Below are 20,785 nucleotides of genomic sequence, written 5' to 3'. Positions count from 1 at the left end.
ATGAAGGCTCAGAATGTTGTTTTGCTTGCCGCCACCATGCTGCTGGCTGGCTGCGACACCGCCCGAATCGAGGTGCCGACGCATAGCAGCCGGGAGGTCAATCAATCGGAAAAAGCAGCCGTATTGCATCGACTTGCAAGTGACCCGAGCGCGCCGGGTATTATGATTGAACATATCGAAGGGAGCGAACATCGCCAGACCGGTGTCTTGACAGTTTGCGGCTATGTGACAGGCATCACGCCGGCGGGAACAAGGTCAAGGCCGGCCCTGTTTGGCGGGCAGATCGAGCCAGTTCCACCTTACAAGTTCACGCCATTCGCTGCGCCGGGCAAGGGGCAAAACAATCAGCGCACAGCGACTTTGCGCTCACTCTGCGCTGCTGATGGTCTGCAGGTTCGGTAAATTGTCTGCCGGAATTGGCTTAAGCAATCTCGGCAATCACCGGTACATGGTCGGATGGTTTTTCCCAACCGCGAACATGCTTGTCGATAGCCACAGACCGCAGGTTTGATGCGGCCTCGGGCGAAAGCAGCAGGTGGTCTATTCGAATGCCATTGTTGCGAGGCCACGCACCTGCCTGATAGTCCCAGAAAGTGTAGACGCCTGCCTGTTCAGTCGTTGCGCGCAAAGCATCCGTGTATCCAAGATTGATCAGGCGACGGTAAGCTGCGCGGCTTTCAGGCTGGAAAAGTGCATCCCCCAGCCAGTCCGCCGGGTTGCGAGCATCTTCAGGCTCTGGAATCACATTGTAATCGCCGGCGAAAATGCAGGGCGTCTCTTCTGCAAGGCGCAAGGCGGCATGCTTCTCCAGCCGATCCATCCAGCCCAGTTTGTACGGAAATTTTTCTGTGCCGAGCGGGTTGCCATTCGGCAGATACAGGCAGGCGACACGTATCGGTGTTTCAGAGCCGGGGACTGCAAACAGCGCCTCGATGAACCGCGATTGTTCATCGGCCGGATCACCCGGCAAACCACGTAGCACACTGCCTGCCAACGGCGCGGAACGAGAGAGCAGCGCAACACCGTTGAAGCCCTTTTGGCCATGGGTTTCAATATGATAGCCCAGCTTCTCGATTTCCGCTCCTGGAAAAGCTTCATCAACGCTTTTGATTTCCTGCAGGCAGGCAACGTCGGGTCGTCTCTCATCCAGCCAGGCCAGAAGCGTTTCCAGCCGCGCCTTGACGCCGTTTATATTCCAGGTAGCAACCAGCATCAGATCGAAAAGCTCGTTCCGCAGCCGCAGGCGGCCACTGCATTGGGATTGCGAATTTGAAAGGATTGCCCCATCAGGTCGTCAACAAAATCAACGATCGAGCCGCTGAGATACGGCAATGATACCTGATCGATCAAGACGCGTGCACCATCCCGCTCAATCACAACGTCATCAGGATCCGCACCGCTGGTCAGATCATATTTGTATGAAAAGCCGGAACAGCCGCCACCTTCCACCGAAATGCGCAATGCGTCAGACCCGTCAGCCGACCGCAAAATGGTGGCAATGCGGGCAACGGCGGCGTCGGACACTGCAACAGGTGCCTGCCCCGAAATATCCTGATCCATAATGTGCTTTCCCGAAACTTTAGAGCGCTCCATGTGAACTTTTGATCACCTGTGACGCTCTGACTCTTTGTCTCATCGCATTGTCTTGCCGTTGAAACGCAAACGTTACAACAAGGAATGCTTCGGTCTTTCAGCCTCTGCTTGTTGGAAGCCTGCCCTTAAAGTATGGACGCGAAGCAATATAATCAATCACTCTGAAAGCCAGCGGAAAATTTCATTTCATGCCAACACAGTCCTATGGTCTTGGGCGCGAGGTTCTGGCGCCATATGCCACAGACGCGAACCTTTCACGCGGAAGGCAGGTGGCCGAGTCGGACAGCCCGACGCGCACGCCTTTTCAGCGCGACAGGGACCGGATTGTTCACTCGACTGCGTTTCGCCGCCTGAAACACAAAACGCAGGTTTTCGTTTCGCATGAAGGGGACCATTTCCGCACACGACTGACCCACACAATCGAGGTTTCGCAAATTGCGCGTGCGCTGGCGCGGGCTTTGCGGCTGGACGAAGATCTGGCCGAGGCATTGGCACTGGCGCATGATTTTGGCCACACACCGTTTGGTCATGCTGGAGAACGGGCGCTTGCCAGCCGAATGGCGGCCTATGGCGGCTTCGACCATAACGCGCAGACCTTGCGCATTGTGACTGCGCTGGAGCGTCACTATGCGGCGTTTGACGGTCTTAACCTGAGCTATGAAACCCTGGAAGGTCTGGTGAAGCACAACGGCCCGCTCTCAGGCCCTTACGCGGGTTCGGATCCGGTGCCGCCAGCCATTGCGCAATTTGATCAGATGTTTCCGCTGGAACTTGGCCGGTTTGCCAGTCTTGAGGCGCAGGCGGCCGCGATATCGGACGACATTGCCTATAACACGCATGATCTGGACGACGGGCTGCGTGCCGGCCTGATCGAGTTGGATGACCTTGAGGAATTGCGCCTGGCAGGCTCGATCCTTCGGGAAGTTCGGCAGCTTTATCCCGGCCTTGAAACGGCACGCACACGGCATGAAATCATGCGGCGGCATATTACCCTCATGGTAGAGGATGTGCTTTCTGAAACAACACGGCGCATTGCGCAGGATGGCGCAGGCACTCTGGAAGCAGTGCATGCCAATCATCGGACGCTGGTTGAATTTTCTGCCGACATGCGTGAGGCCGTGGATGAAACGCGGTGCTTTCTGTTCCAGCGCGTGTACCGCAATGAAAGTGTGATGCGGGTTATGCGCAAGGCGGAAGTGGTTGTCGGGCGCCTGTTCGATGTCTATTTCGAACGACCGGCAGAAATGGGTGTGGCATGGAGCGCGGCACTGGTGGATGCGCCAGTGGACCGCGCGGCGGTGCGCGTGGCCGATTACCTCGCAGGGATGACAGACAATTACGCGCTGGCGGAACATGCGCGTTTGTTTGACGAAAGTCCGAAATTGCTTTAGATCATCTGCGCTGGATTTGAAGACATGTTTTTAAGAAATAACGTTTTGAAAACAATGTCTTAGATTTGTTTTTCGGGTTCGCCGGAATGCTTTGCGCACTGGATGCGCCTTTTAACTTGTGCTGGATTTGCCATGAATATCTTCATCGACTTTGAGGGTCGTATTCGCGCCGCGGTTGAAGCTGTGCTTGCCGAACTAAATCAGGGCGATGCTGACCTGACAAAAATCACGGTGGAGCCGCCCCGTGATCCGTCGCATGGCGATCTGGCAACCAATGCTGCAATGGTGCTGGCGAAGCCCTTGGGGCAGAAGCCGCGCGACCTTGCCGAGGCGATTTGCGAAAAATTGCGGCCAGACCCGACCATTGTCAGTGCGGACGTTGCCGGGCCCGGCTTTATCAATTTGCGGCTGAACGCACAGTATTGGACCAGCCATCTCGGCGATATTCTGCGCCTGGGAGCAGATTACGGGCGCTGCGCCGCCACGGGCCACAAGCTCAATGTTGAATATGTTTCCGCCAATCCAACCGGGCCAATGCATGTCGGTCATTGCCGCGGGGCGGTTGTGGGTGATGCAATCGCAAATATTGCCGCCTTTGCCGGAGACGAGGTTACCAAGGAATATTACATCAACGATGCTGGTGCGCAGATTGGCGTGCTGGCTCGCTCCGCCTATTTGCGATACCGCGAGGCATTGGGCGAGGATATTGGCGAAATTCCTGCCGGACTGTACCCCGGTGACTACCTCAAGGCAGTCGGGATCGCGCTTTCAATCCGCTACCAGACCACATTGCTGGACATGCCGGAAGAAGAATGGCTACCGATTGTGTCCAGCTACACAATCGACGCGATGATGATGTCGATCCGTGACGATTTGAAGCTTCTTGGCATCGAACACGATGTTTTCTTCTCGGAGAAGACCCTGCATGCGGACAATGGCGGGCCGATTGCCAGCGCCATTGAGGCATTGCAGGCTCGTGGCTTTGTGTACCAAGGCACCTTGCCGCCGCCAAAAGGCCAGGTGCCCGAAGAGTGGGAAGACCGGGAACAGACATTGTTCCGCTCGACCGAAGTGGGCGATGACATGGACCGCCCATTGATCAAATCCGACGGTACATTCACATATTTCGCGGCCGACGTTGCTTATTTTGCCGACAAATACGCTCGCGGCTTCAACGAGATGGTCTATGTGCTGGGCGCGGACCACGGTGGCTATGTCAAACGGCTGGAAGCTGTTGCCAAAGCCATCTCCGGCGGTCAGGCGCATCTGGATGTTGTGCTGTGCCAGTTGGTCAAATTGTTCCGCGATGGTGAGCCGGTGCGCATGTCCAAGCGCGCTGGCGAATTTGTCACGCTTGCAGATGTCGTTTCCGAGGTCGGGCGTGATCCGGTTCGCTTCATGATGTTGTACCGCAAAAGCGACGCGCCGCTGGACTTCGATTTCCGCAAGGTGACAGAGCAATCACGCGACAATCCGGTGTTCTACGTGCAGTACGCACATGCGCGGTCTGCCTCGATACAAAGGCAGGCAGCCGGTGAGGGCATTGATATTGCTGCCCCTGATACGCTGGACAGCTCGACACTGGAACTGCTGGGCGACGAGGGTGAGTTGATGCTGATCCGCAAGCTTGCGGAATTCCCGCGGCTGGTAAAAAGCTCTGCCCAAACCCGCGAGCCACACCGCGTTGCATTTTACCTCTACGATCTGGCTCAATTGTTCCACGGCCAATACAATCGCGGCAAGGACAATCCGGATTTACGGTTTGTTAGAGCCGATGCGCCGATATTGACGTCTGCGCGTCTGGGGCTTGTTCAGGCAGTGGCGTTTGTTCTGGCCGGCGGCCTGGCGCTTTTGGGCGTTTCTGCACCGGACGAAATGCGCTGACTGGACATTTTTTAAACAGTATTCGATGCTAGCCAAACTCACGGCTGTTGCGGCCTGTTTTCATTTCAAGCTCGTGCAGATGGCTGTAACGCGTTGAATCTTATAGATCTTGTAACTTCGAAAATCGAGATCTATAGAGGATAAATCTATAAATGTTTCATGCCTTCGGGTGTGGCTGTAAGTCGGAGTTGTGGCAATGGGTGAGCCGGATAATTCGGCGTTGGACAATGCCGATGGTGGCGGTGTTGACCCTAAGAAGGGAAGCGCCACTTCGGCAATGAGCCAGTTGGCAACACGCTTTATCAGCAGGGCAACACCACAGGCTGCGGGTGCACCGGCTGCAAAGGCGGCTGCTGCGCGGCCAGCTGTGGAAAAGCCGGTTGAGAACGCGTCTGGTGATCTTGATCCGGCTCTGTGGGGCCTGAGCGGCCCTGCAAGCCCGCGGCAGAATGCCCCGGCGGAGAGCCCATCTTTTGTGCCCGCTTCGCAGAATCACCATCAGAATGCGCCTGCCGAGGTGATGGACGACTTTGATCAACTGATCGCAAGCGAGCGCGCCGCCATGGCTGCGCCGCAGGGTCAGCCGGCATTTGATGATTATGACGTGCGTTTCGAAACGCACGCTCAGGCCGCCCAGGCCGCGCAGCCGGAAGAGTTTGAGCCAGCGGAAACCGTCGCGCCCTATGCGCCGCGGCCAGGTCGCAAAATCGGCGGCCACGGCGGCGATATCAAACAGGGCGTGCGGTTCATTTCCACCGTTCTGGGTGGGGCTTTGGTCTGTATAGCTGCGCTGTTGATATGGAACGGGGTAACCGGCGGAGAGGGCGACAGTGGGCCAGTTGTCGTTGCAGCCGACACCGAGCCTTACAAGGTGCAACCGCAGGACCCTGGCGGCAGGCTGGTTCCCAATCAGAACAAAGCTGTCTACCAGCGTGCCACCGGCAATGACAACCAGCCTGCAACCGAACAGGAAATGCTGCTTTCTGCTGCGGAAGAACCGATTGATATCAACGCGCAGGACGAGCAGGAAGCCTTGCCGGGTGTCTCGCTCGGGCGGGACGTGATTCTGTCTGAGGATGAAAACGAGGCTTTAAGCGAACGCTTCGGCAATCTTGAAGGCAGCCCGCCGCCAACAACCCTTGCGCCACGCCGTGTGCGCACGGTGGAAGTGCGGCCGGATGGAACACTGGTGCCGAGCGAAGTGGTTGATGCCGCACAGCCTGCCGTGCCCGTAATGCCAGTGGCGCCTGAGGCGGCAGCGCCTGCAGCCGTTGCGCCTGAACCGGTTGACCCTATTCAGGCGGCGATTGCCGAAGCAGGTCTGGCTACGTCGCCTGTTTCGCCGGCAACGCCACTGGTGGCAGAACAACCAATTGCGCCTCCGGCTGCCGAGGCCGCAGCAGAAGCCGCATTGACTGAAACCACTCCGCCTGCGGTGCAACTGCCTCAGCAGGTTTCGGTTATCCCAAGTCCTGCGCGCCGTTCGGCTGCACCGGCCGTCGTTGCAGCAGTTCCGTCAACGGCAACGCCATCACCGTCTCAGCCGCCTGCGCCGGTCAGCGCATCCAACGCGAATTTTTATGTTCAGCTTTCCTCTCATCCGACCGAGGCGCAGGCTCGTACGGCCTTGCGTGATGTCTCTTTGCGTTACGCCAATATTCTGGCCGGTACGACCTTGAGCATTCACACGGCAGAGTTGGACAATCGCGGGACATTCTATCGGGTGCGGGTTGGCACCGCGACCAACCGGGATGCAGATGCAATCTGCACAAGGCTTAAATCCGCTGGGGCAGACTGCATTGTCAGCCGCTGAACGCAAAGCCTGGATATCTGGTTGCAAGGGACCGGCGCTCACTGATGATGAGCGGCGGTTTTTTGCCGATGAGCGTCCGTGGGGCTTTATCCTGTTTGCACGCAACATTGCCGACGCACCGCAACTTCAAGCGCTTTGCGCTGAATTGTCTGCTTTGGCCGGGGGCACAGTGCCAATTTTTGTGGATCAGGAAGGGGGCAGGGTTCAACGTCTGCGCCCGCCACTGGCTCCAGTGCTTCCAGCAGCCAAGGCCATCGGCGATCTGTATGGCCGGGATGCGCACGCTGGCCAACAGGCGGCATTTCTGCATGGCGCGCTCATTGCAGCCAATCTGAAGCAGTACGGCATCAATGCTGATTGTATCCCATGTCTTGATATTGCGTGCGAAGATGGCCATTCCGTCATAGGTGACAGGGCATTGAACGATGACGTTCAGGTCGTAGCGCTGCTAGGCCGCAAAATGGCTGAAGGTGCCATGGCGGGCGGCGTGCTGCCAGTCATGAAGCATATTCCCGGCCACGGGCGAGCCAATGCGGACAGCCATTTCAATCTCCCGCATGTGGACGCCACTTTCGCCGAGTTGGCGAAGACTGATTTCCTGCCTTTTGCGGAACTGGCTGACCTTCCAGCCGCGATGACGGCGCATGTGCTGTTTTCGGCCATCGACCCGCTCTGGCCAGCCACTTTGTCCCCAACCATCATTTCACAGATCATTCGCCAGACAATTGGTTTTGATGGATTGTTGATGTCTGATGACATTTCCATGAAGGCCCTGAAGGGCAATCTGGGGGAATCGGCGGCCATGGCCATCGAAGCGGGTTGCGATATTGTTTTGCACTGTAATGGCGATCTGGCCGAAATGCGGGCCGTTGCCGGTTCCGTGCCGGAATTGAATGGCGATGCTGCTCACCGCGCAGAGAGTGCCATGGCCATCATAGGTCAGCCCGCCGACATTCCGGATTTTGAGAATCTTTGGGATGATTATCAGCAGCTTATGGCGCTGACTGTATAAGTTTGGCGAAGCGTGATCCTGCCGCTTGAAACGCCGGTCGCAGCTTGGCCACGATTAACCGATACTGATAAATTGAAATGACAAACAGGCAGATGGTAGCGCATTCGCGTGAAATCTCAGCGACAGCGCGTTGATATCCGGCCTGTATCGTGTTTGAAGTTGAATCGAAAGCCTGTTCGACAGGCATCCAAGGTTGCATACAGGAGAATGGCGATGGGTAGTTTCAGCATTTGGCACTGGCTGATTGTTCTGGCAGTCGTGCTTTTGCTTTTCGGACGTGGCAAAATTCCCGAGTTGATGGGCGACGTTGCCAAAGGCATCAAAAGCTTCAAAAAGGGCATGACGGACGACGAAACGCCTCCGGTGCAAACCGGCAAGACGCTTGATCATCAGGAAGGCGAAACGGTTCGTCGTGACACCACGGCTGAAAAGTCTCACAGCTAAGACTGCTTTTGCCGTTTTGGCTGCGGGCAAAAGCGGCGGTTTACCGGAAGTTTGGCATTGAATGTTTGAGATCGGTTGGCTGGAACTGCTGGTCATTGCGGTGGTGATGATCGTGGTCGTAGGTCCGAAGGACCTGCCGGGTATGCTGCGCACATTTGGCCGCACGACGACGCAGCTGCGGCGTATGGCGGGAGATTTTCGCAAGCAGTTTGATGACGCCTTGAAAGAGGCGGAGCTGGACGAAGTGCGCAAGGCGGCCAGCGACCTGCAGAAGCTGGACCCGACTGAAAACATTCGAAAGGCCATGAACCCGGTCAAGGCTGTGGGCGACGAAATCCGCTCATCCTTGCGCGCTGCCGCTACTTCACCTGCGCCGAAGGCATCTGCATCCCCTGTAGCAGCGGAACCTTCTGCAGAGGCTGTGGAAACAGCTCCTGCCACGTCGGCACCGGTGGCAGAGCCGACACCGGTTGAAGAGAAAATACCTGCGGTATCCAGAGAATCATCATGAAAAAGGGACATGAGGAAATCGAAGCATCATCAGCACCGCTGATTGAGCACCTGATTGAGTTGCGGCGGAGGTTGATCTGGTCGCTTCTCGGCTTTTTTCTGGCTTTTGTGTTCTGTTTCTTCTTCGCCAAACAGCTTTTCAATCTTCTGGTCATTCCATATCAGATTGCAACGGCATGGGCGGGGTTGGACGCTTCCAAGGTTGAGCTGATCTACACGGCACCGCAGGAGTTTTTCTTTACTCAGGTCAAAATCGCCGCGTTTGGCGGTTTCTTCCTAGCATTTCCTATCATTGCATCGCAGCTTTACAAATTCATCGCGCCGGGGCTTTACCGCGATGAGCGTTCGGCGTTTCTGCCATTCCTCATCGCCACACCTGTGCTGTTCCTGATTGGTGCAGCGTTGGTTTATTTCTTCTTCACCCCCATGGTGATGTGGTTCTTCCTGTCCATGCAGCAGGCAGGCGGCGATGGGCAGGCAACGATTGCGCTGTTGCCACGCGTTTCAGAATACCTGTCTTTGATCATGACATTGATCTTTGCTTTCGGCCTGGTTTTTCAGTTGCCGGTGGTGGCCACACTTCTGGTGCGCGCTGGCATTGTCAGCGCTGATGGGCTGGCGTCCAAACGCAAATACGCCATCGTCATCGCCTTTGTTGTTGCGGCGGTGATAACCCCGCCCGATCCATTGTCTCAGATCGGCCTTGCGATCCCGACCATCATTCTCTACGAGATTTCCATCTATATGGCCCGGATGATCGAGAAGAAGCGAGCCGCAAGCCTTGCCGAGCGGGAGGCATAAGGCGGTTCAGGCATTCGCTGCGCCTTTTTTGACACCGAACCGGGCGAGGGCGAGAGACTATGCTGGATATCAAGTGGATTCGTGAAAACCCGGAAGCGCTGGATGCGGCGCTTCGCAAGCGTGATGCAGAGCCGGTGTCGGCTGAACTTTTGCAGTTGGATGAATCACGCCGCGCCCATTTGCGCACTTTGCAGGAGCTGCAGGGGCGGCGTAACGATGCTTCGAGGGAAATTGGCAAGGCCAAGGCTTCCGGTGACGAGCAGCGTGCCAAGGCTGTGATGCAGGAAGTGGCAGAGCTTAAAGGTGCCATTCAGGAAGGCGAAGAGACTGAGCGGCGCATTGATGCCAGCCTGAATGATCTTGTCTCCCGCATTGCCAACGTGCCTCTGGACGACGTGCCGGTTGGCAAAGACGAGAGTGACAATCTCGAGGTGCGGAAAGTTGGCAGCAAGCCATCCTTCGATTTTTCCCCGAAAGAGCATTTCGAGCTGGGTGAAAATCTGGGCCTCATGGACTTTGAGGCTGCCGCCCGCATGTCTGGTTCACGCTTTACAGTGCTGCGCGGAAAGCTTGCGCGACTGGAGCGGGCACTGGGCCAGTTCATGCTTGACCTGGCCACGGAGGAATTCGGCTACACTGAAGTTTCGCCGCCGTTGCTTGTCCGCGATGATGCGCTGTTCGGCACCGGTCAGCTGCCCAAATTTTCTGAAGATCTGTTCAACACCAATGATGGCCGGTGGCTGATTCCAACTGCAGAGGTTGCACTGACCAACCTTGTTCGCGACCAGATTCTTGATGAGGCCGAATTGCCGATCCGGGTCAGCGCGCTGACGCCGTCTTTCCGTTCTGAAGCCGGGTCTGCCGGGCGCGACACCAAAGGCATGCTGCGCCAGCACCAGTTTTACAAAACCGAGCTTGTTTCCGTCACGACAGCGGAAACATCAGAGCAGGAACTGGAGCGGATGACGGGTTGCGCGGAAGAGGTGCTGAAGCGCCTTGGTCTGCACTACCGCGTCATGATGCTCTGCACGGGCGACATGGGCTTTTCCTCCCGCAAGACCTACGACATAGAGGTGTGGTTGCCAGGGCAGAACACCTATCGGGAAATTTCCTCCTGCTCGGTCTGCGGTGATTTTCAGGCACGCCGCATGCAGGCCAGATATCGCCCGGCGGGTGAAAAGCAGGCGACGCGCTTCGTGCATACGCTGAATGGTTCTGGCACTGCGGTTGGCCGGGCCTTGATAGCCGTCATGGAAAATTACCAGCAAAGTGATGGAAGTGTCGTAATTCCTGAAGCCTTGCGGGCTTACATGCATGGCGTTGAGCGGATTGACAGGGTGGGCTGAAGGAATGCGAATTCTCCTGACCAATGATGATGGCATCCATGCCGAAGGGCTGGAAGTGCTGGAGCGTATTGCACGGCAATTGTCCGACGATATCTGGGTCGCTGCACCGGAAACAGACCAGAGTGGCCTTTCACATTCGTTGACGCTGTCATCTCCACTCAGGATACGCCGGGCCGGCGAACAGAAATTTGCAATATCCGGCACGCCAACAGACTGCGTGATCATGGCCGTGAAGTATCTGATGCCGGAGGCGCCCGATCTTATTCTGTCAGGGGTGAATGCCGGGCAGAACCTCTGCGATGATGTCACCTATTCAGGCACTGTTGCCGGGGCGATAGAGGGCACGATGCTGGGTTTCAGGTCGGTTGCCCTCAGCCAGGCTTTTGTTCCCGGCTCGGACAGAGAAACGCTGTGGCAGACTGCAGAAGCGACTGCGCCGGACATTTTGCAACGTCTGATGACAATGCCGGTACGAGCTGGAACGCTGTTCAACATCAATTTCCCTGCGGTGCAGCCGGAAGATGTGCGCGGCGTGCAGGTGACGCGTCAGGGCAAGCTGGAATACAGCCTTGGCATTGAAGAGCGGCGGGATGGCCGGGGCTTTCCCTATTTTTGGCTCAAGTTCGGTCGCGAGGCCGGGCCGGATATGGAGCATTCCGACATCGGGGCAATTCGCAGTGGCTATGTGTCGGTAACGCCTTTGCAACTTGATCTGACTGATCATGAGTTACGTCAGAAAATGCAGGGGCTGTTTTCCTGAAAGTCAAGCATTTCTCGTTGAAACGTTCACGTTTCGACGGCAAGACAATGCGACGAAGTACGAGTTAGAGCACGCCGCGAATTTGCGTTGGAGTATTTGTTTTGAACGTGCAGGAAACAGACCGCGAACATCTTGCTGCATTTCTGCTGGCCATGCGCTCTCAGGGCGGGGTTGAGGCAAGATTGATGGAGGCAGTGGAAGCGGTGCCTCGGCGGCTGTTTCTGCCCGACATCAAGGGCAATGTTTACACTGCGGAATCCTTTCCGCTTCCCTGCGGCGAAACCATTGGCAGCGCTGAACTGGCGTGGCGGTGCGTCATGGCGATGCGCATTCAGCCGGACAGCCGCATTCTGGAAATCGGTACAGGCAGCGGTTACACAACGGCACTTCTGGCGCGCATGGGCGCCCGGGTGACGACGCTTGACCGCTATAAGACCCTTAGCAAGCTGGCGGCACAGCGGATGACAACACTGGGCATAGAGAATGTGACGGTGCTGACCGAAGACGGATCGCTGGGTTGGGCCGAAGGGGGGCCGTATGACCGGGTCATTGTTCACGGCGTGTTTGAAAAGCTGCCCAAGGCCTTTTCCGATCAGATGGCATCGCATGCCACGCTGCTTTGCGCGATAGGGCCAGAGCGCGGTGCGCAACGGCTGATCCGCCACGAAAAGGCCGGCAGCCGGTTTGAGGAAGAAGTTGTTGGCACCGTCTGGTGGGTGCCGCTGAAGGCCGGTCTGGCGGCCCGGCTTTAACCTTCCGAAGCGCAAAATTAAAAATAAACATGGCAATGAAGCTTCATATTTAACCGTGCGGTAACATTAACGCGCTTTTATAGGTCAGATGTCGTTGTACGGGCATGGGGACCAAGATGGCTTTTGGCGTTATAAAAAAATCACGTAACAGCTTGTTGCGGGCCATCGGTCTGTTGGCTTTAACCACGGCCCTTGCCGCATGCAGCAGCGATGTAACAAGATTGCAGGATGGCTTCTACACGGGTGCCATACCGCAAAGTTCGGCGCCGCAGCCGGTTCAGCAGCCCGCTTATGCAGCAAGCCAGCCGTCTTATCCTGCACAGTCAGGCGCAATGTATGAGCCGCAGCAGACCAGCGCTCAGGTTTCGCGTTCTCAGTTGCCGCCACCATCCGCTTCGCCAGCGCAATCAACAATTGCCAGCGCGCCAGCGCAGCAGCCAGTTTACAACGCGGCACCAGCGCAGACACCTGCTCCAACGCAAACCGCGGTTGCCGCCGCATCTGACGGGTCGACAATCACGGTAACACCAGGCGATTCGCTGAACCTGATTGCCAGCCGTGCGGGTGTAAGCGTTGCTGATTTGCGCGCCGCCAACGGGTTGGCATCTGACAATATTCGAATTGGACAGGTGTTGCAGGTGCCGAACGGCTCTGGAAACACCCGCGTTGCTGCACTGGGCTCTCCGCCCACCACGTTGCAGGACCAGGCAAACCGCGTTGCTGCACCTTCCGCAGCACCGGCTACAGGGGCGGCACCGGCGCAAACGCCAGCCGCCACTCAGGCTGCACCAGCGCAAACCCCTGCCGCGCCACCGGCTGCAAGCTCTACCGTAACGCAGGAAGCCGAGCGTGAAACCGCAGCACTTGCCCCGGCATCGACGGGAATTGAACAGTTTCGCTGGCCGGTGCAGGGCCGTGTTGTCAAAAACTTCGGCGACAAGGTAGGCACTCGCCGCAATGATGGTCTGGACATTTCAGTGCCGCGCGGCACACCGGTCAAGGCGGCAGAAAACGGCGTCGTCATCTATGCGGGTGAGGGGCTGAAAGAGTTTGGCAAGACCGTTTTGGTCAAGCATGACAATGGCCTGGTGACAGTTTACGGCCATGCCGATGAGATTCTGGTGGAGCGCGGAGCTACGGTGCGGCGCGGGCAGGACATTGCCAAAGCCGGCATGACGGGCGACACCGATGCTCCAATGCTGCATTTTGAGGTTCGCAAGGACTCATCGCCAGTCAATCCGATGACCTACTTGCAATAGATGCATAGTGCACGAATTGAAAAGGCCTGATTCCCGCGAGGGAATCAGGCCTTTGTTGTTTTGGTCAAGTCGTTGCAGCGCTTTTCAGTCTCGCCGGAGCGCTGACGTTGAACAGAATCAGTCCACCGGCAAGCGATGCGACAAAACAAAGTGATAGAGCGCAACTCCCGACTTTTTGTCAGTCCAGCCTTTTGCCGAGGCCAGCGGCATAATCCTGCACAAACTGCCATGCGACCCGGCCCGAGCGGCTGCCACGCGTCGTATACCATTCCAGAGCAGCGGGTCTTGTGGTGTCCGAGTCATAGGGAATGCCGAAGGCGTTCAGATATCCTTCGACCATCGCCAGGTAGTCATCTTGTGAACAGGCATGAAAGCCCAGCCAGAGACCAAAGCGATCTGAAAGCGAGACTTTCTCCTCCACAGCCTCTCCGGGAGTGATGGCAGTTGCCTGCTCATTCTCCATCATATTGCGTGGCAAAAGATGTCTGCGATTGGAGGTTGCGTAGAACAGAACATTGGCCGGGCGACCCTCGACGCCGCCATCAAGCACGGTTTTCAGCGACTTGTAGCTTGTATCATCATGATCGAATGACAAATCATCGCAAAACAAAACAATAGGATAATCAGATTTTCTTAGAAAGGACATAAGGTCCGGAAGGTGGCTGATATCTTCGCGATGAATCTCAATCAGCTTCAACGGCCGTTCGGGATTGGCTGCGTTGACAGCAGCATGCGCTGCCTTGACCAGAGAAGATTTCCCCATGCCACGCGCTCCCCAGAGCAGCGCATTGTTGGCAGGCAAGCCTTCCGCAAATCGTTTTGTATTGGTCATCAGAATGTCTTTTGCCCGGTCAATGCCGGTCAGAAGCTCAATCGGCACGCGGCTGACTTTTTGAACCGGGCGCAGATTCAGCGGCGGTTCGAATACAAAACAGTCAGCCGAAGACAGGTCTGGCAGTGCGGGTGGCGGCGGCGCGACGCGCTCCAGGGAGTCGGCAATCCGACGCAAGGTTGCTATCAAATCTGGCTCGGCTAGCTGGTTCATTTCATGACTTCCCTGTGGAATCGCGTCGTCTCCGGTGCGCACTGATGCACGGCGTGTTGCATTCGGCCTAACCGTTCGTATATTGCGGCCAGTTCGTAAACCCTTCAGCTGCTTAAACACAGGAGAAACTATGTTCATATCCCCGGCTTATGCCCAAACCACAGGTGCCGCCGGTGGAATGGATGGCATGATCTTCACCATTCTGCCTTTTGTCGCAGTTTTTGCGATCATGTATTTCCTGATTATCCGCCCGCAGCGCCGCCAGATGTCGAAGCGTGAAGAAATGCTCAAGTCGATCCGTCGTGGTGACACGGTTGTTACCGGCGGCGGTATTCTTGGCAAGGTGACGAAAGTCCATGATAATGGCGAAGTTGAAGTGCAGATTTCCGAGCAGGTTAAAATCCGCGTTCTGCTTTCAACCATTGCCGATGTGCGTGTTAAGGGCGAACCGACGGCCGACAACACGAAATAGCCGTTGTTGGGGTTAATCAGGTTGCGATGCCGGGTGTCATAAGGCATCCGGACATTATCCCGGCCTATAGATCTGGCGTGGCAGGCTGTTAACGCCGCCATCGCTTTTCAGGACAAATATGCTTCATTTTTCGCGCTGGAAAACCACTATCATCTGGTTCATCGTCCTGTTGGGTGTGGTCTTTGCCATGCCCAATATTCTTACCCAGCGCCAGCTTGACGCATTACCGTCCTGGTTACCAAGCCAGCCCATGACGCTTGGGCTGGATCTGCAGGGCGGCTCCTACATTCTTTTGGAAGTAGACAGGGCATCTCTTGTTGCAGCGCGACTCAATTCGGTGCGCGACGATGTGCGCCTGCAATTGCGCACGGCGAATATTGGTTACACCGCTCTGACGGAAACCGGTCAGGTTGTGGAGTTCCGCCTGCGTGACCCTGCGCAATCGGCGGCCACGCGTGAGGCGCTGCGTACGCTGACCGAGCCTGTATCGGGCGGTTTGCTGACAGGTGGTTCCGTTGTGGAAACCAATCTGGAAGAGCCGCAACCGGGGGTTTTCCGCCTGAGCCTGACAGAGCAGGGCATCAATTACCGCCTGTCCACCGCGGTGGCGCAGTCTATTGAAGTCGTGCGCCGACGTGTTGATGAGCTTGGAACGACAGAACCGATCATTCAGCGTCAGGGCATGGACCGGATCATGGTGCAGGTTCCTGGCCTGCAGGATCCCGCCCGTCTGAAGGCTTTGCTGAACCAGACCGCGCAGCTGACATTCCGGTTGGTTGATACGCAAAATTCCGCTCAGGCTGTGGCAGCCGGGCAGCAGCCTGCACCCGCCGGGTCGGAGTTGCTTTATTCCACCGACAATCCACCACAGCCCTTCCTTGTGCAGCGGCAAATCATGGTCTCGGGTGAAAACCTGACCGATGCCCAGACAAGTTTTGACCAGCAGACGAATGAGGCGGTGGTCAGCATCCGCTTCGACGCGCGGGGCGCGCAGCGCTTTGGTGCCGTAACGCAGCAGAATGTTGGCCGGCCATTTGCAATCGTTCTCGACAATCAGGTGCTGTCCGCACCCAATATTCGCGAACCAATTCTGGGCGGTCAGGCGCAGATATCCGGCAATTTCACCGTGCAGAGCGCCAATGATCTGTCTGTTCTGCTGCGCGCAGGTGCACTGCCGGCCAATCTGAACATCATGGAAGAGCGCACCGTCGGCCCCGGCCTGGGTGCGGATTCGGTGGCAGCCGGCCAGAATGCCGGCATCATCGGTGCCATCTTCGTTGTCGTGTTCATGCTGGCGGCTTACGGCTTTCTCGGCCTGATTGCGAATGTCGCACTGTTCTTCAACGTGGTGCTGCTGGTAGCACTCCTGTCCTGGCTCGGGGCAACGCTGACCCTGCCGGGCATTGCCGGTATCGTTCTGACGATGGGCATGGCGGTGGACTCCAACGTGCTGATTTACGAGCGAATACTGGAAGAGCGAAAAGCTGGCCGATCGGTCATACAGTCAATCGACGCCGGTTTTCACAAGGCTTTTGGCACCATTATGGATGCCAACATCACCTCGCTGATTGCAGCGGCGGTGCTGTTCTTCCTTGGATCCGGGCCGGTTCGTGGTTTTGCCGTCACCCTGGCGCTCGGCATTCTGACAACTCTGTTCACTGCCATTACCCTGACCCGCTGGCTGGTTGCCTACTGGGTCAAGGTTCGTCGCCCGAAGGAAGTGAAGCGCGGCTTCTTCACCTTCGTCAACAAGACAACCCGAATTCCGTTCATGGCGATGCGCCGCGTGGCTTTTGCGCTGACAATTGCATTGTCACTGGCGTCGATCGCCGGTCTGGCAGGGATGGGGCTGAATTACGGCATCGACTTCACCGGCGGCACGGTTATTGAAGCGAGATCAAAGGCACCTGAGGCTGATCTGGCGCAAATCCGCAGTTCGTTGTCCAATATTATCGAAGGCGAGGTTCAGGTTCAGGAGTTCGGCTCGGCCCGTGATGTGTTGATACGGTTTGGCTCGCAGCCGGCTGATCTGGAAACGCCGCAAACCAGCATCAATGCGGTGCGTGGTGCACTGCAGGCAGACTACGACTTCGAGCGTGTCGAAGTGGTTGGACCGTCTGTTTCGGGCGAGCTTGCAGTGGCCGCTGTACTGGGCGTGGTCGGGGCCATGCTTGGCATCATGATCTATGTCTGGGTGCGGTTCGAGTGGCAGTTTGCCGTCGGCGCTATCGTTTCCACCGCGCATGATGTGATCATGACGATCGGCTTTCTCGTCATCACTCAGGCAGAATTCAACCTGACCAGTATTGCGGCGATTCTGACAATCGTCGGCTATTCGCTCAATGATACGATTGTCGTGTTCGACCGAATGCGTGAGAACCTGCGAAAATACAAAAAGATGCCGATTGATACTCTGATTGATCTTTCGTTGAACGAAACGCTCAATCGCACCATCATGACTGGCGTAACGATGATCCTGGCTCTTGCGGCGCTCTATTTCTTCGGCGGAGATGTTATCCGGAATTTCGTTGCACCGATGATTGTGGGTGTTCTGGTGGGCGTTTACTCTTCGGTGTTTATCGCTGGCCCGATGTTGATCTACTTCAAACTGCGTCCTGAAAAGGCCGACATGGTTGAGGCGGCGCAGGCAAACACGGCGAAGGAAGCCTGATACATGGCAGTGGAGCCGCAAAGGCGCGATGCTCACCTGCCAAGGCAGGTTGCCATTGACGCCTATGGCAATGGCGGCTTCAGGTTCGCCGGCATGTCGCACCAGGGCTCTCTGCTGTGTCTGCCATCGGGTCTATATGGCTGGGAAGCTTCGTCAACCCAGCCATTTTCCGGTGACAGACTTTTGCTGGCGCTGGAGGAGGCGAGTGAGCTTAGCTTCATGCTGTTCGGCACGGGCGTAGACCTGCGCAGATTGCCGGCAGCGCTGGCTGACAGGTTTCGCAAGAGCGGCATTTCCTGTGACGCGATGTCGACGGGCGCGGCTGTCAGAACCTACAACATCATGCTGTCTGAAGGGCGCCCGGTTGGCGCGGCTTTGGTCGCGGTGGATTGATATGGCTCTGCTGACTGAACTGGCTGACAAATTGCCAGCCGCCTTTCAGGAATGCCGCAAGATTGTTGAGCAGGCAGACGCGGATCGGGCGGTATCCCTGAGCTTCGTACCACCTGAGCTTCAAGGGCCGGTGGCTGCGCTCTATGCTTTCGATATTGAAACAGCGCGCATTGCCGCAATGGTCAGCCAGCCTTTGCCGGGAGAAATTCGCCTGCAATGGTGGCGTGATCGGCTCAACAATCCGGACGATCTGGGGCAGGGCTCTCCCGTTGCTCAGGCATTGTTGGCCACGGTCGAGCGTTTTTCCCTGCCACTCGACGCTTTCGAACGGTTTCTGGAAGCGCGAATTTTCGATCTTTATAATGATCCAATGCCGGGACGATCGGAATTCGAGGCTTATGCCGGCGAAACAACCGCAACGGTCATCATGCTGGTTGCGATGGTGCTGGATCGGGAGGTTGCAAATCAGATAGCTGATGCCGCCGGCCATGCCGGGGTCGCCTGTCTGGCATCGTCTGCGCTGATGCATGAGGAAAGGCACAGGGCTTTGCGCCAGAACTTTGTTCCCGGCGATGTGTTGGCGTCAACCGGTTTGCAGGGAGGTGACTGGCTCACTGAAGATTCCGCAACGCTGCGACCGGCACGTCTGGCCATCGCGGCATATGCCAGCGAACATCTGCGACAGGTTGAGGCGCAACTACCTTCACTGGCTTCTAAAATTCGTCCTGCCATTCTTCCGGCGCTTTGTTGCAGGACTTTGCTGAACCGCATTGTTGCGGGTGGCGGGACGCAGGTTACACAGGGTATTGGTCCTGTCAGGCGAAGCTGGCTCTATTGGCGGGCCATGCGGCGTTAAAGCATTTCTAGTTGAAACACTGTGTTTCAACGTCAAGACAATGCGATAAGTCAAAAGCCAGGCATTTCTAGTTGAAACACTGTGTTTCAACGTCAGGGCAATGCGATAGCACAAAGAGTGAGAGCGTTCGGGTCGATCGAGGCATCATCTGAAGCGCTCCAGCAGGCAGGAGCAACTATATGGCGGCAGGAGAAGGGCTGGCCGCCCGCATTGCGCGGGAATGCCGTATCATGTTGCTCGGTGCAGGACAGGCGGCTGGCCGCTTTCCGTTTGCAATAGTTTGCCTGGTCATTCTGTGCGTATTGCTCAATCTCGATGCTGCCGGATACCGATTGACGGCAGATGGTCGCCTTTGGACGTTCGTGCATGGATTGAATGCCGCTGCTGCATTCTCAGTTGCCGTCACGCTCTTCTGTGAAACTCGGTCCATCGCAACCTTCATCCGGCTGCCAGCGTCGATCGTTGCCGGTGCTGGCTTCGGCCTGCTCACCAGCTTCTACCGGCCTTTTGATGATGCACACTACATTTGGCAAACCATTGCGGTACTGTGCGTGTTTCTGGCGCCGTTTATCCGGCGCGGCACGGCTGCAGGGTTCTGGGCCTTTGTGTTTCGCACGCTGGCTGGCTGCGCAGTCGGTTTTCTTTCGGTTCTGATATTTGTATCCAGCATGGTGCTGCTGGCAGAGCTGGTGCGATTGCTGTTTGAAATCGGACCCAATCGACGCCTGTATCTCTATATCTATATCACGGCTATCAGTCTGGTCGGACCGTTGGCGGCGCTGGGGTTCGTGCCTCGGACGGATATTGTCGGCCCCGGCACAAGGCTTACGGGCATTTTGCGCCCATTGGTCAACTGGGTGGCCATGCCCATCAGCGCGCTCACCTTGCTGGTGCTGCACCTCTATGCATTGAAGCTTCTGGTGACCTGGCAGGCTCCTGCAGATGACATACTGTGGATTGTGCCCTTCATGCTGATGTCGGTGCTGGCATTGCGCCTGACGCTCTATCCATTTCAACAGGACGCGCAGGTTTTCACGGGTTGGTTTGCGCGGTTCTGGACGCTGGCTATCCTCGTTCCGGTCGGCTTGCTGGTTATTGCACTGTTGCAAAGAGCTGCGGCAGGGCGCTTCACAATCGAATTGTATTATTCCGGCCTTATAGCGGTTACCGCTGTGGTGATTGCGCTGTTGCAACTGCCGCGGATAACTCGCGGTGATATCCGCTATTTCATGGCGGTGCCGGCGGTTCTGCTGCTGTTTTCTCTGGTTGGACCGTGGAGCGCTGCGGCGCTGGCACATCAACCGGCACAAACCGGTTTTACGTCCGTAGCAAGACCGTCAGAGCCGGTCACACATTTCGGCGCCACTGAACAGACCGTCTGGGATATTGGCGATTTTGATCTGGCTTTTCCGGAAATGCATCTGACACCCTCCACGCCGCTTCTGGGCGATGGCAATGGCGCCCGGCTGGAGCGGGATGTGTTGTATGTCATGTTCAACGGACAGGAAGACCGATTCAGCCTTGCGCCGTTGATCGATATCGCGGGCACTATTCCTACCGGGAAACCGCTGATGGTCGAGTTGAGTTCGCCTGAAGGCCGCCGGATAAGCCTGCGCGTCAATGCGCTTTCCATAAAAGGACAGGCAGTACAACTGGCGGCAGTGATGCTTCTTCTAAAAAGAGCCGACTGGCAACGGTGACAACAGAATGGTCTGGCGCATTCGTCTGCTGCACGCAGCGCCGCAAACATCAATGTCGCAGTCGATCGTTCTGGAAATCGTTC

Annotated in this window: 20 protein-coding genes; 17 read left to right on the top strand and 3 right to left on the bottom strand. The window is 56.8% G+C overall.

Annotation, left to right across the window (positions count from 1 at the left end):
- Positions 1 to 402, top strand: coding sequence for a hypothetical protein (locus tag FPY71_RS09450; RefSeq protein ID WP_149299916.1), 402 nt, complete (start codon positions 1 to 3; stop codon positions 400 to 402).
- A gap of 19 nt (positions 403 to 421) precedes the next feature.
- Here FPY71_RS09450 and xth read toward each other — a convergent pair whose 3' ends face one another.
- Complete coding sequence (xth, locus tag FPY71_RS09445) at positions 422 to 1,213, bottom strand: exodeoxyribonuclease III (protein WP_149299914.1); 792 nt, start codon at positions 1,211 to 1,213, stop codon at positions 422 to 424.
- Positions 1,213 to 1,560 carry a HesB/IscA family protein gene (locus FPY71_RS09440; RefSeq protein ID WP_149299912.1) on the bottom strand — a complete coding sequence of 116 codons (348 nt, stop codon included), beginning with the start codon at positions 1,558 to 1,560 and terminating at the stop codon, positions 1,213 to 1,215. Before FPY71_RS09440 ends, xth begins: the two co-directional genes overlap by 1 nt.
- A gap of 221 nt (positions 1,561 to 1,781) precedes the next feature.
- On the opposite strand from FPY71_RS09440, the gene FPY71_RS09435 reads away from it, so the two are divergent.
- From FPY71_RS09435 to FPY71_RS09385, 11 genes are all read left to right on the top strand, one after another.
- Positions 1,782 to 2,984, top strand: coding sequence for a deoxyguanosinetriphosphate triphosphohydrolase (locus tag FPY71_RS09435; RefSeq protein WP_149299910.1), 1,203 nt, complete (start codon positions 1,782 to 1,784; stop codon positions 2,982 to 2,984).
- A 132-nt stretch (positions 2,985 to 3,116) separates the two neighbouring features.
- Positions 3,117 to 4,868: an arginine--tRNA ligase gene (gene argS, locus FPY71_RS09430; RefSeq protein ID WP_149299908.1), complete on the top strand. Its 1,752-nt coding sequence runs from the start codon at positions 3,117 to 3,119 to the stop codon at positions 4,866 to 4,868.
- 196 nt (positions 4,869 to 5,064) lie between these two features.
- Positions 5,065 to 6,681, top strand: coding sequence for an SPOR domain-containing protein (locus FPY71_RS09425; RefSeq protein ID WP_149299906.1), 1,617 nt, complete (start codon positions 5,065 to 5,067; stop codon positions 6,679 to 6,681).
- Complete coding sequence (gene nagZ / locus FPY71_RS09420; RefSeq protein WP_246160264.1) at positions 6,668 to 7,693, top strand: beta-N-acetylhexosaminidase; 1,026 nt, start codon at positions 6,668 to 6,670, stop codon at positions 7,691 to 7,693. The genes FPY71_RS09425 and nagZ overlap by 14 nt, the downstream gene beginning before the upstream one ends.
- Positions 7,694 to 7,906: 213 nt before the next feature.
- Positions 7,907 to 8,137, top strand: a complete 231-nt coding sequence (locus FPY71_RS09415; RefSeq protein ID WP_149299902.1) for a twin-arginine translocase TatA/TatE family subunit — start codon at positions 7,907 to 7,909, stop codon at positions 8,135 to 8,137.
- A 61-nt stretch (positions 8,138 to 8,198) separates the two neighbouring features.
- Positions 8,199 to 8,648, top strand: a complete 450-nt coding sequence (tatB, locus tag FPY71_RS09410) for a Sec-independent protein translocase protein TatB (RefSeq protein ID WP_149299900.1) — start codon at positions 8,199 to 8,201, stop codon at positions 8,646 to 8,648.
- Positions 8,645 to 9,448, top strand: a complete 804-nt coding sequence (tatC, locus tag FPY71_RS09405; RefSeq protein ID WP_149299898.1) for a twin-arginine translocase subunit TatC — start codon at positions 8,645 to 8,647, stop codon at positions 9,446 to 9,448. Before tatB ends, tatC begins: the two co-directional genes overlap by 4 nt.
- A gap of 59 nt (positions 9,449 to 9,507) precedes the next feature.
- Positions 9,508 to 10,794: a serine--tRNA ligase gene (gene serS / locus FPY71_RS09400; protein WP_149299896.1), complete on the top strand. Its 1,287-nt coding sequence runs from the start codon at positions 9,508 to 9,510 to the stop codon at positions 10,792 to 10,794.
- 4 nt (positions 10,795 to 10,798) lie between these two features.
- Positions 10,799 to 11,554 carry a 5'/3'-nucleotidase SurE gene (gene surE, locus FPY71_RS09395; RefSeq protein WP_149299894.1) on the top strand — a complete coding sequence of 252 codons (756 nt, stop codon included), beginning with the start codon at positions 10,799 to 10,801 and terminating at the stop codon, positions 11,552 to 11,554.
- A gap of 107 nt (positions 11,555 to 11,661) precedes the next feature.
- Positions 11,662 to 12,306, top strand: coding sequence for a protein-L-isoaspartate(D-aspartate) O-methyltransferase (locus FPY71_RS09390; RefSeq protein WP_149299892.1), 645 nt, complete (start codon positions 11,662 to 11,664; stop codon positions 12,304 to 12,306).
- 116 nt (positions 12,307 to 12,422) lie between these two features.
- Positions 12,423 to 13,565, top strand: coding sequence for a peptidoglycan DD-metalloendopeptidase family protein (locus FPY71_RS09385; protein WP_149299890.1), 1,143 nt, complete (start codon positions 12,423 to 12,425; stop codon positions 13,563 to 13,565).
- A gap of 178 nt (positions 13,566 to 13,743) precedes the next feature.
- On the opposite strand, the gene FPY71_RS09380 is transcribed toward FPY71_RS09385, so the two are convergent.
- On the bottom strand, positions 13,744 to 14,610 hold the full coding sequence (locus tag FPY71_RS09380) for an ATP-binding protein (protein WP_246160261.1): 867 nt from the start codon (positions 14,608 to 14,610) through the stop codon (positions 13,744 to 13,746).
- A 130-nt stretch (positions 14,611 to 14,740) separates the two neighbouring features.
- On the opposite strand from FPY71_RS09380, the gene yajC reads away from it, so the two are divergent.
- From yajC to FPY71_RS09355, 5 genes are all read left to right on the top strand, one after another.
- Positions 14,741 to 15,082 (top strand): preprotein translocase subunit YajC, encoded by a 342-nt coding sequence (gene yajC / locus FPY71_RS09375; RefSeq protein WP_149299886.1) that lies wholly within the window; start codon positions 14,741 to 14,743, stop codon positions 15,080 to 15,082.
- Between the two features lie 118 nt (positions 15,083 to 15,200).
- On the top strand, positions 15,201 to 17,753 hold the full coding sequence (gene secDF, locus FPY71_RS09370; protein WP_149299884.1) for a protein translocase subunit SecDF: 2,553 nt from the start codon (positions 15,201 to 15,203) through the stop codon (positions 17,751 to 17,753).
- Positions 17,754 to 17,756: 3 nt separating this feature from the next.
- Positions 17,757 to 18,146 carry an Mth938-like domain-containing protein gene (locus FPY71_RS09365; RefSeq protein ID WP_149299882.1) on the top strand — a complete coding sequence of 130 codons (390 nt, stop codon included), beginning with the start codon at positions 17,757 to 17,759 and terminating at the stop codon, positions 18,144 to 18,146.
- 1 nt (position 18,147) lies between these two features.
- A complete protein-coding gene (locus tag FPY71_RS09360; protein WP_246160259.1) occupies positions 18,148 to 19,002 on the top strand; it encodes a phytoene/squalene synthase family protein in 855 nt (284 codons plus the stop codon).
- Positions 19,003 to 19,181: 179 nt separating this feature from the next.
- On the top strand, positions 19,182 to 20,702 hold the full coding sequence (locus FPY71_RS09355; RefSeq protein ID WP_149299880.1) for a DUF4153 domain-containing protein: 1,521 nt from the start codon (positions 19,182 to 19,184) through the stop codon (positions 20,700 to 20,702).
- Positions 20,703 to 20,785: the final 83 nt, after the last annotated feature.

The organism is Aureimonas fodinaquatilis, from assembly GCF_008369445.1.
Classification (GTDB): domain Bacteria; phylum Pseudomonadota; class Alphaproteobacteria; order Rhizobiales; family Rhizobiaceae; genus Aureimonas; species Aureimonas fodinaquatilis.
This window is presented reverse-complemented; position numbering and strand designations above follow the sequence as displayed.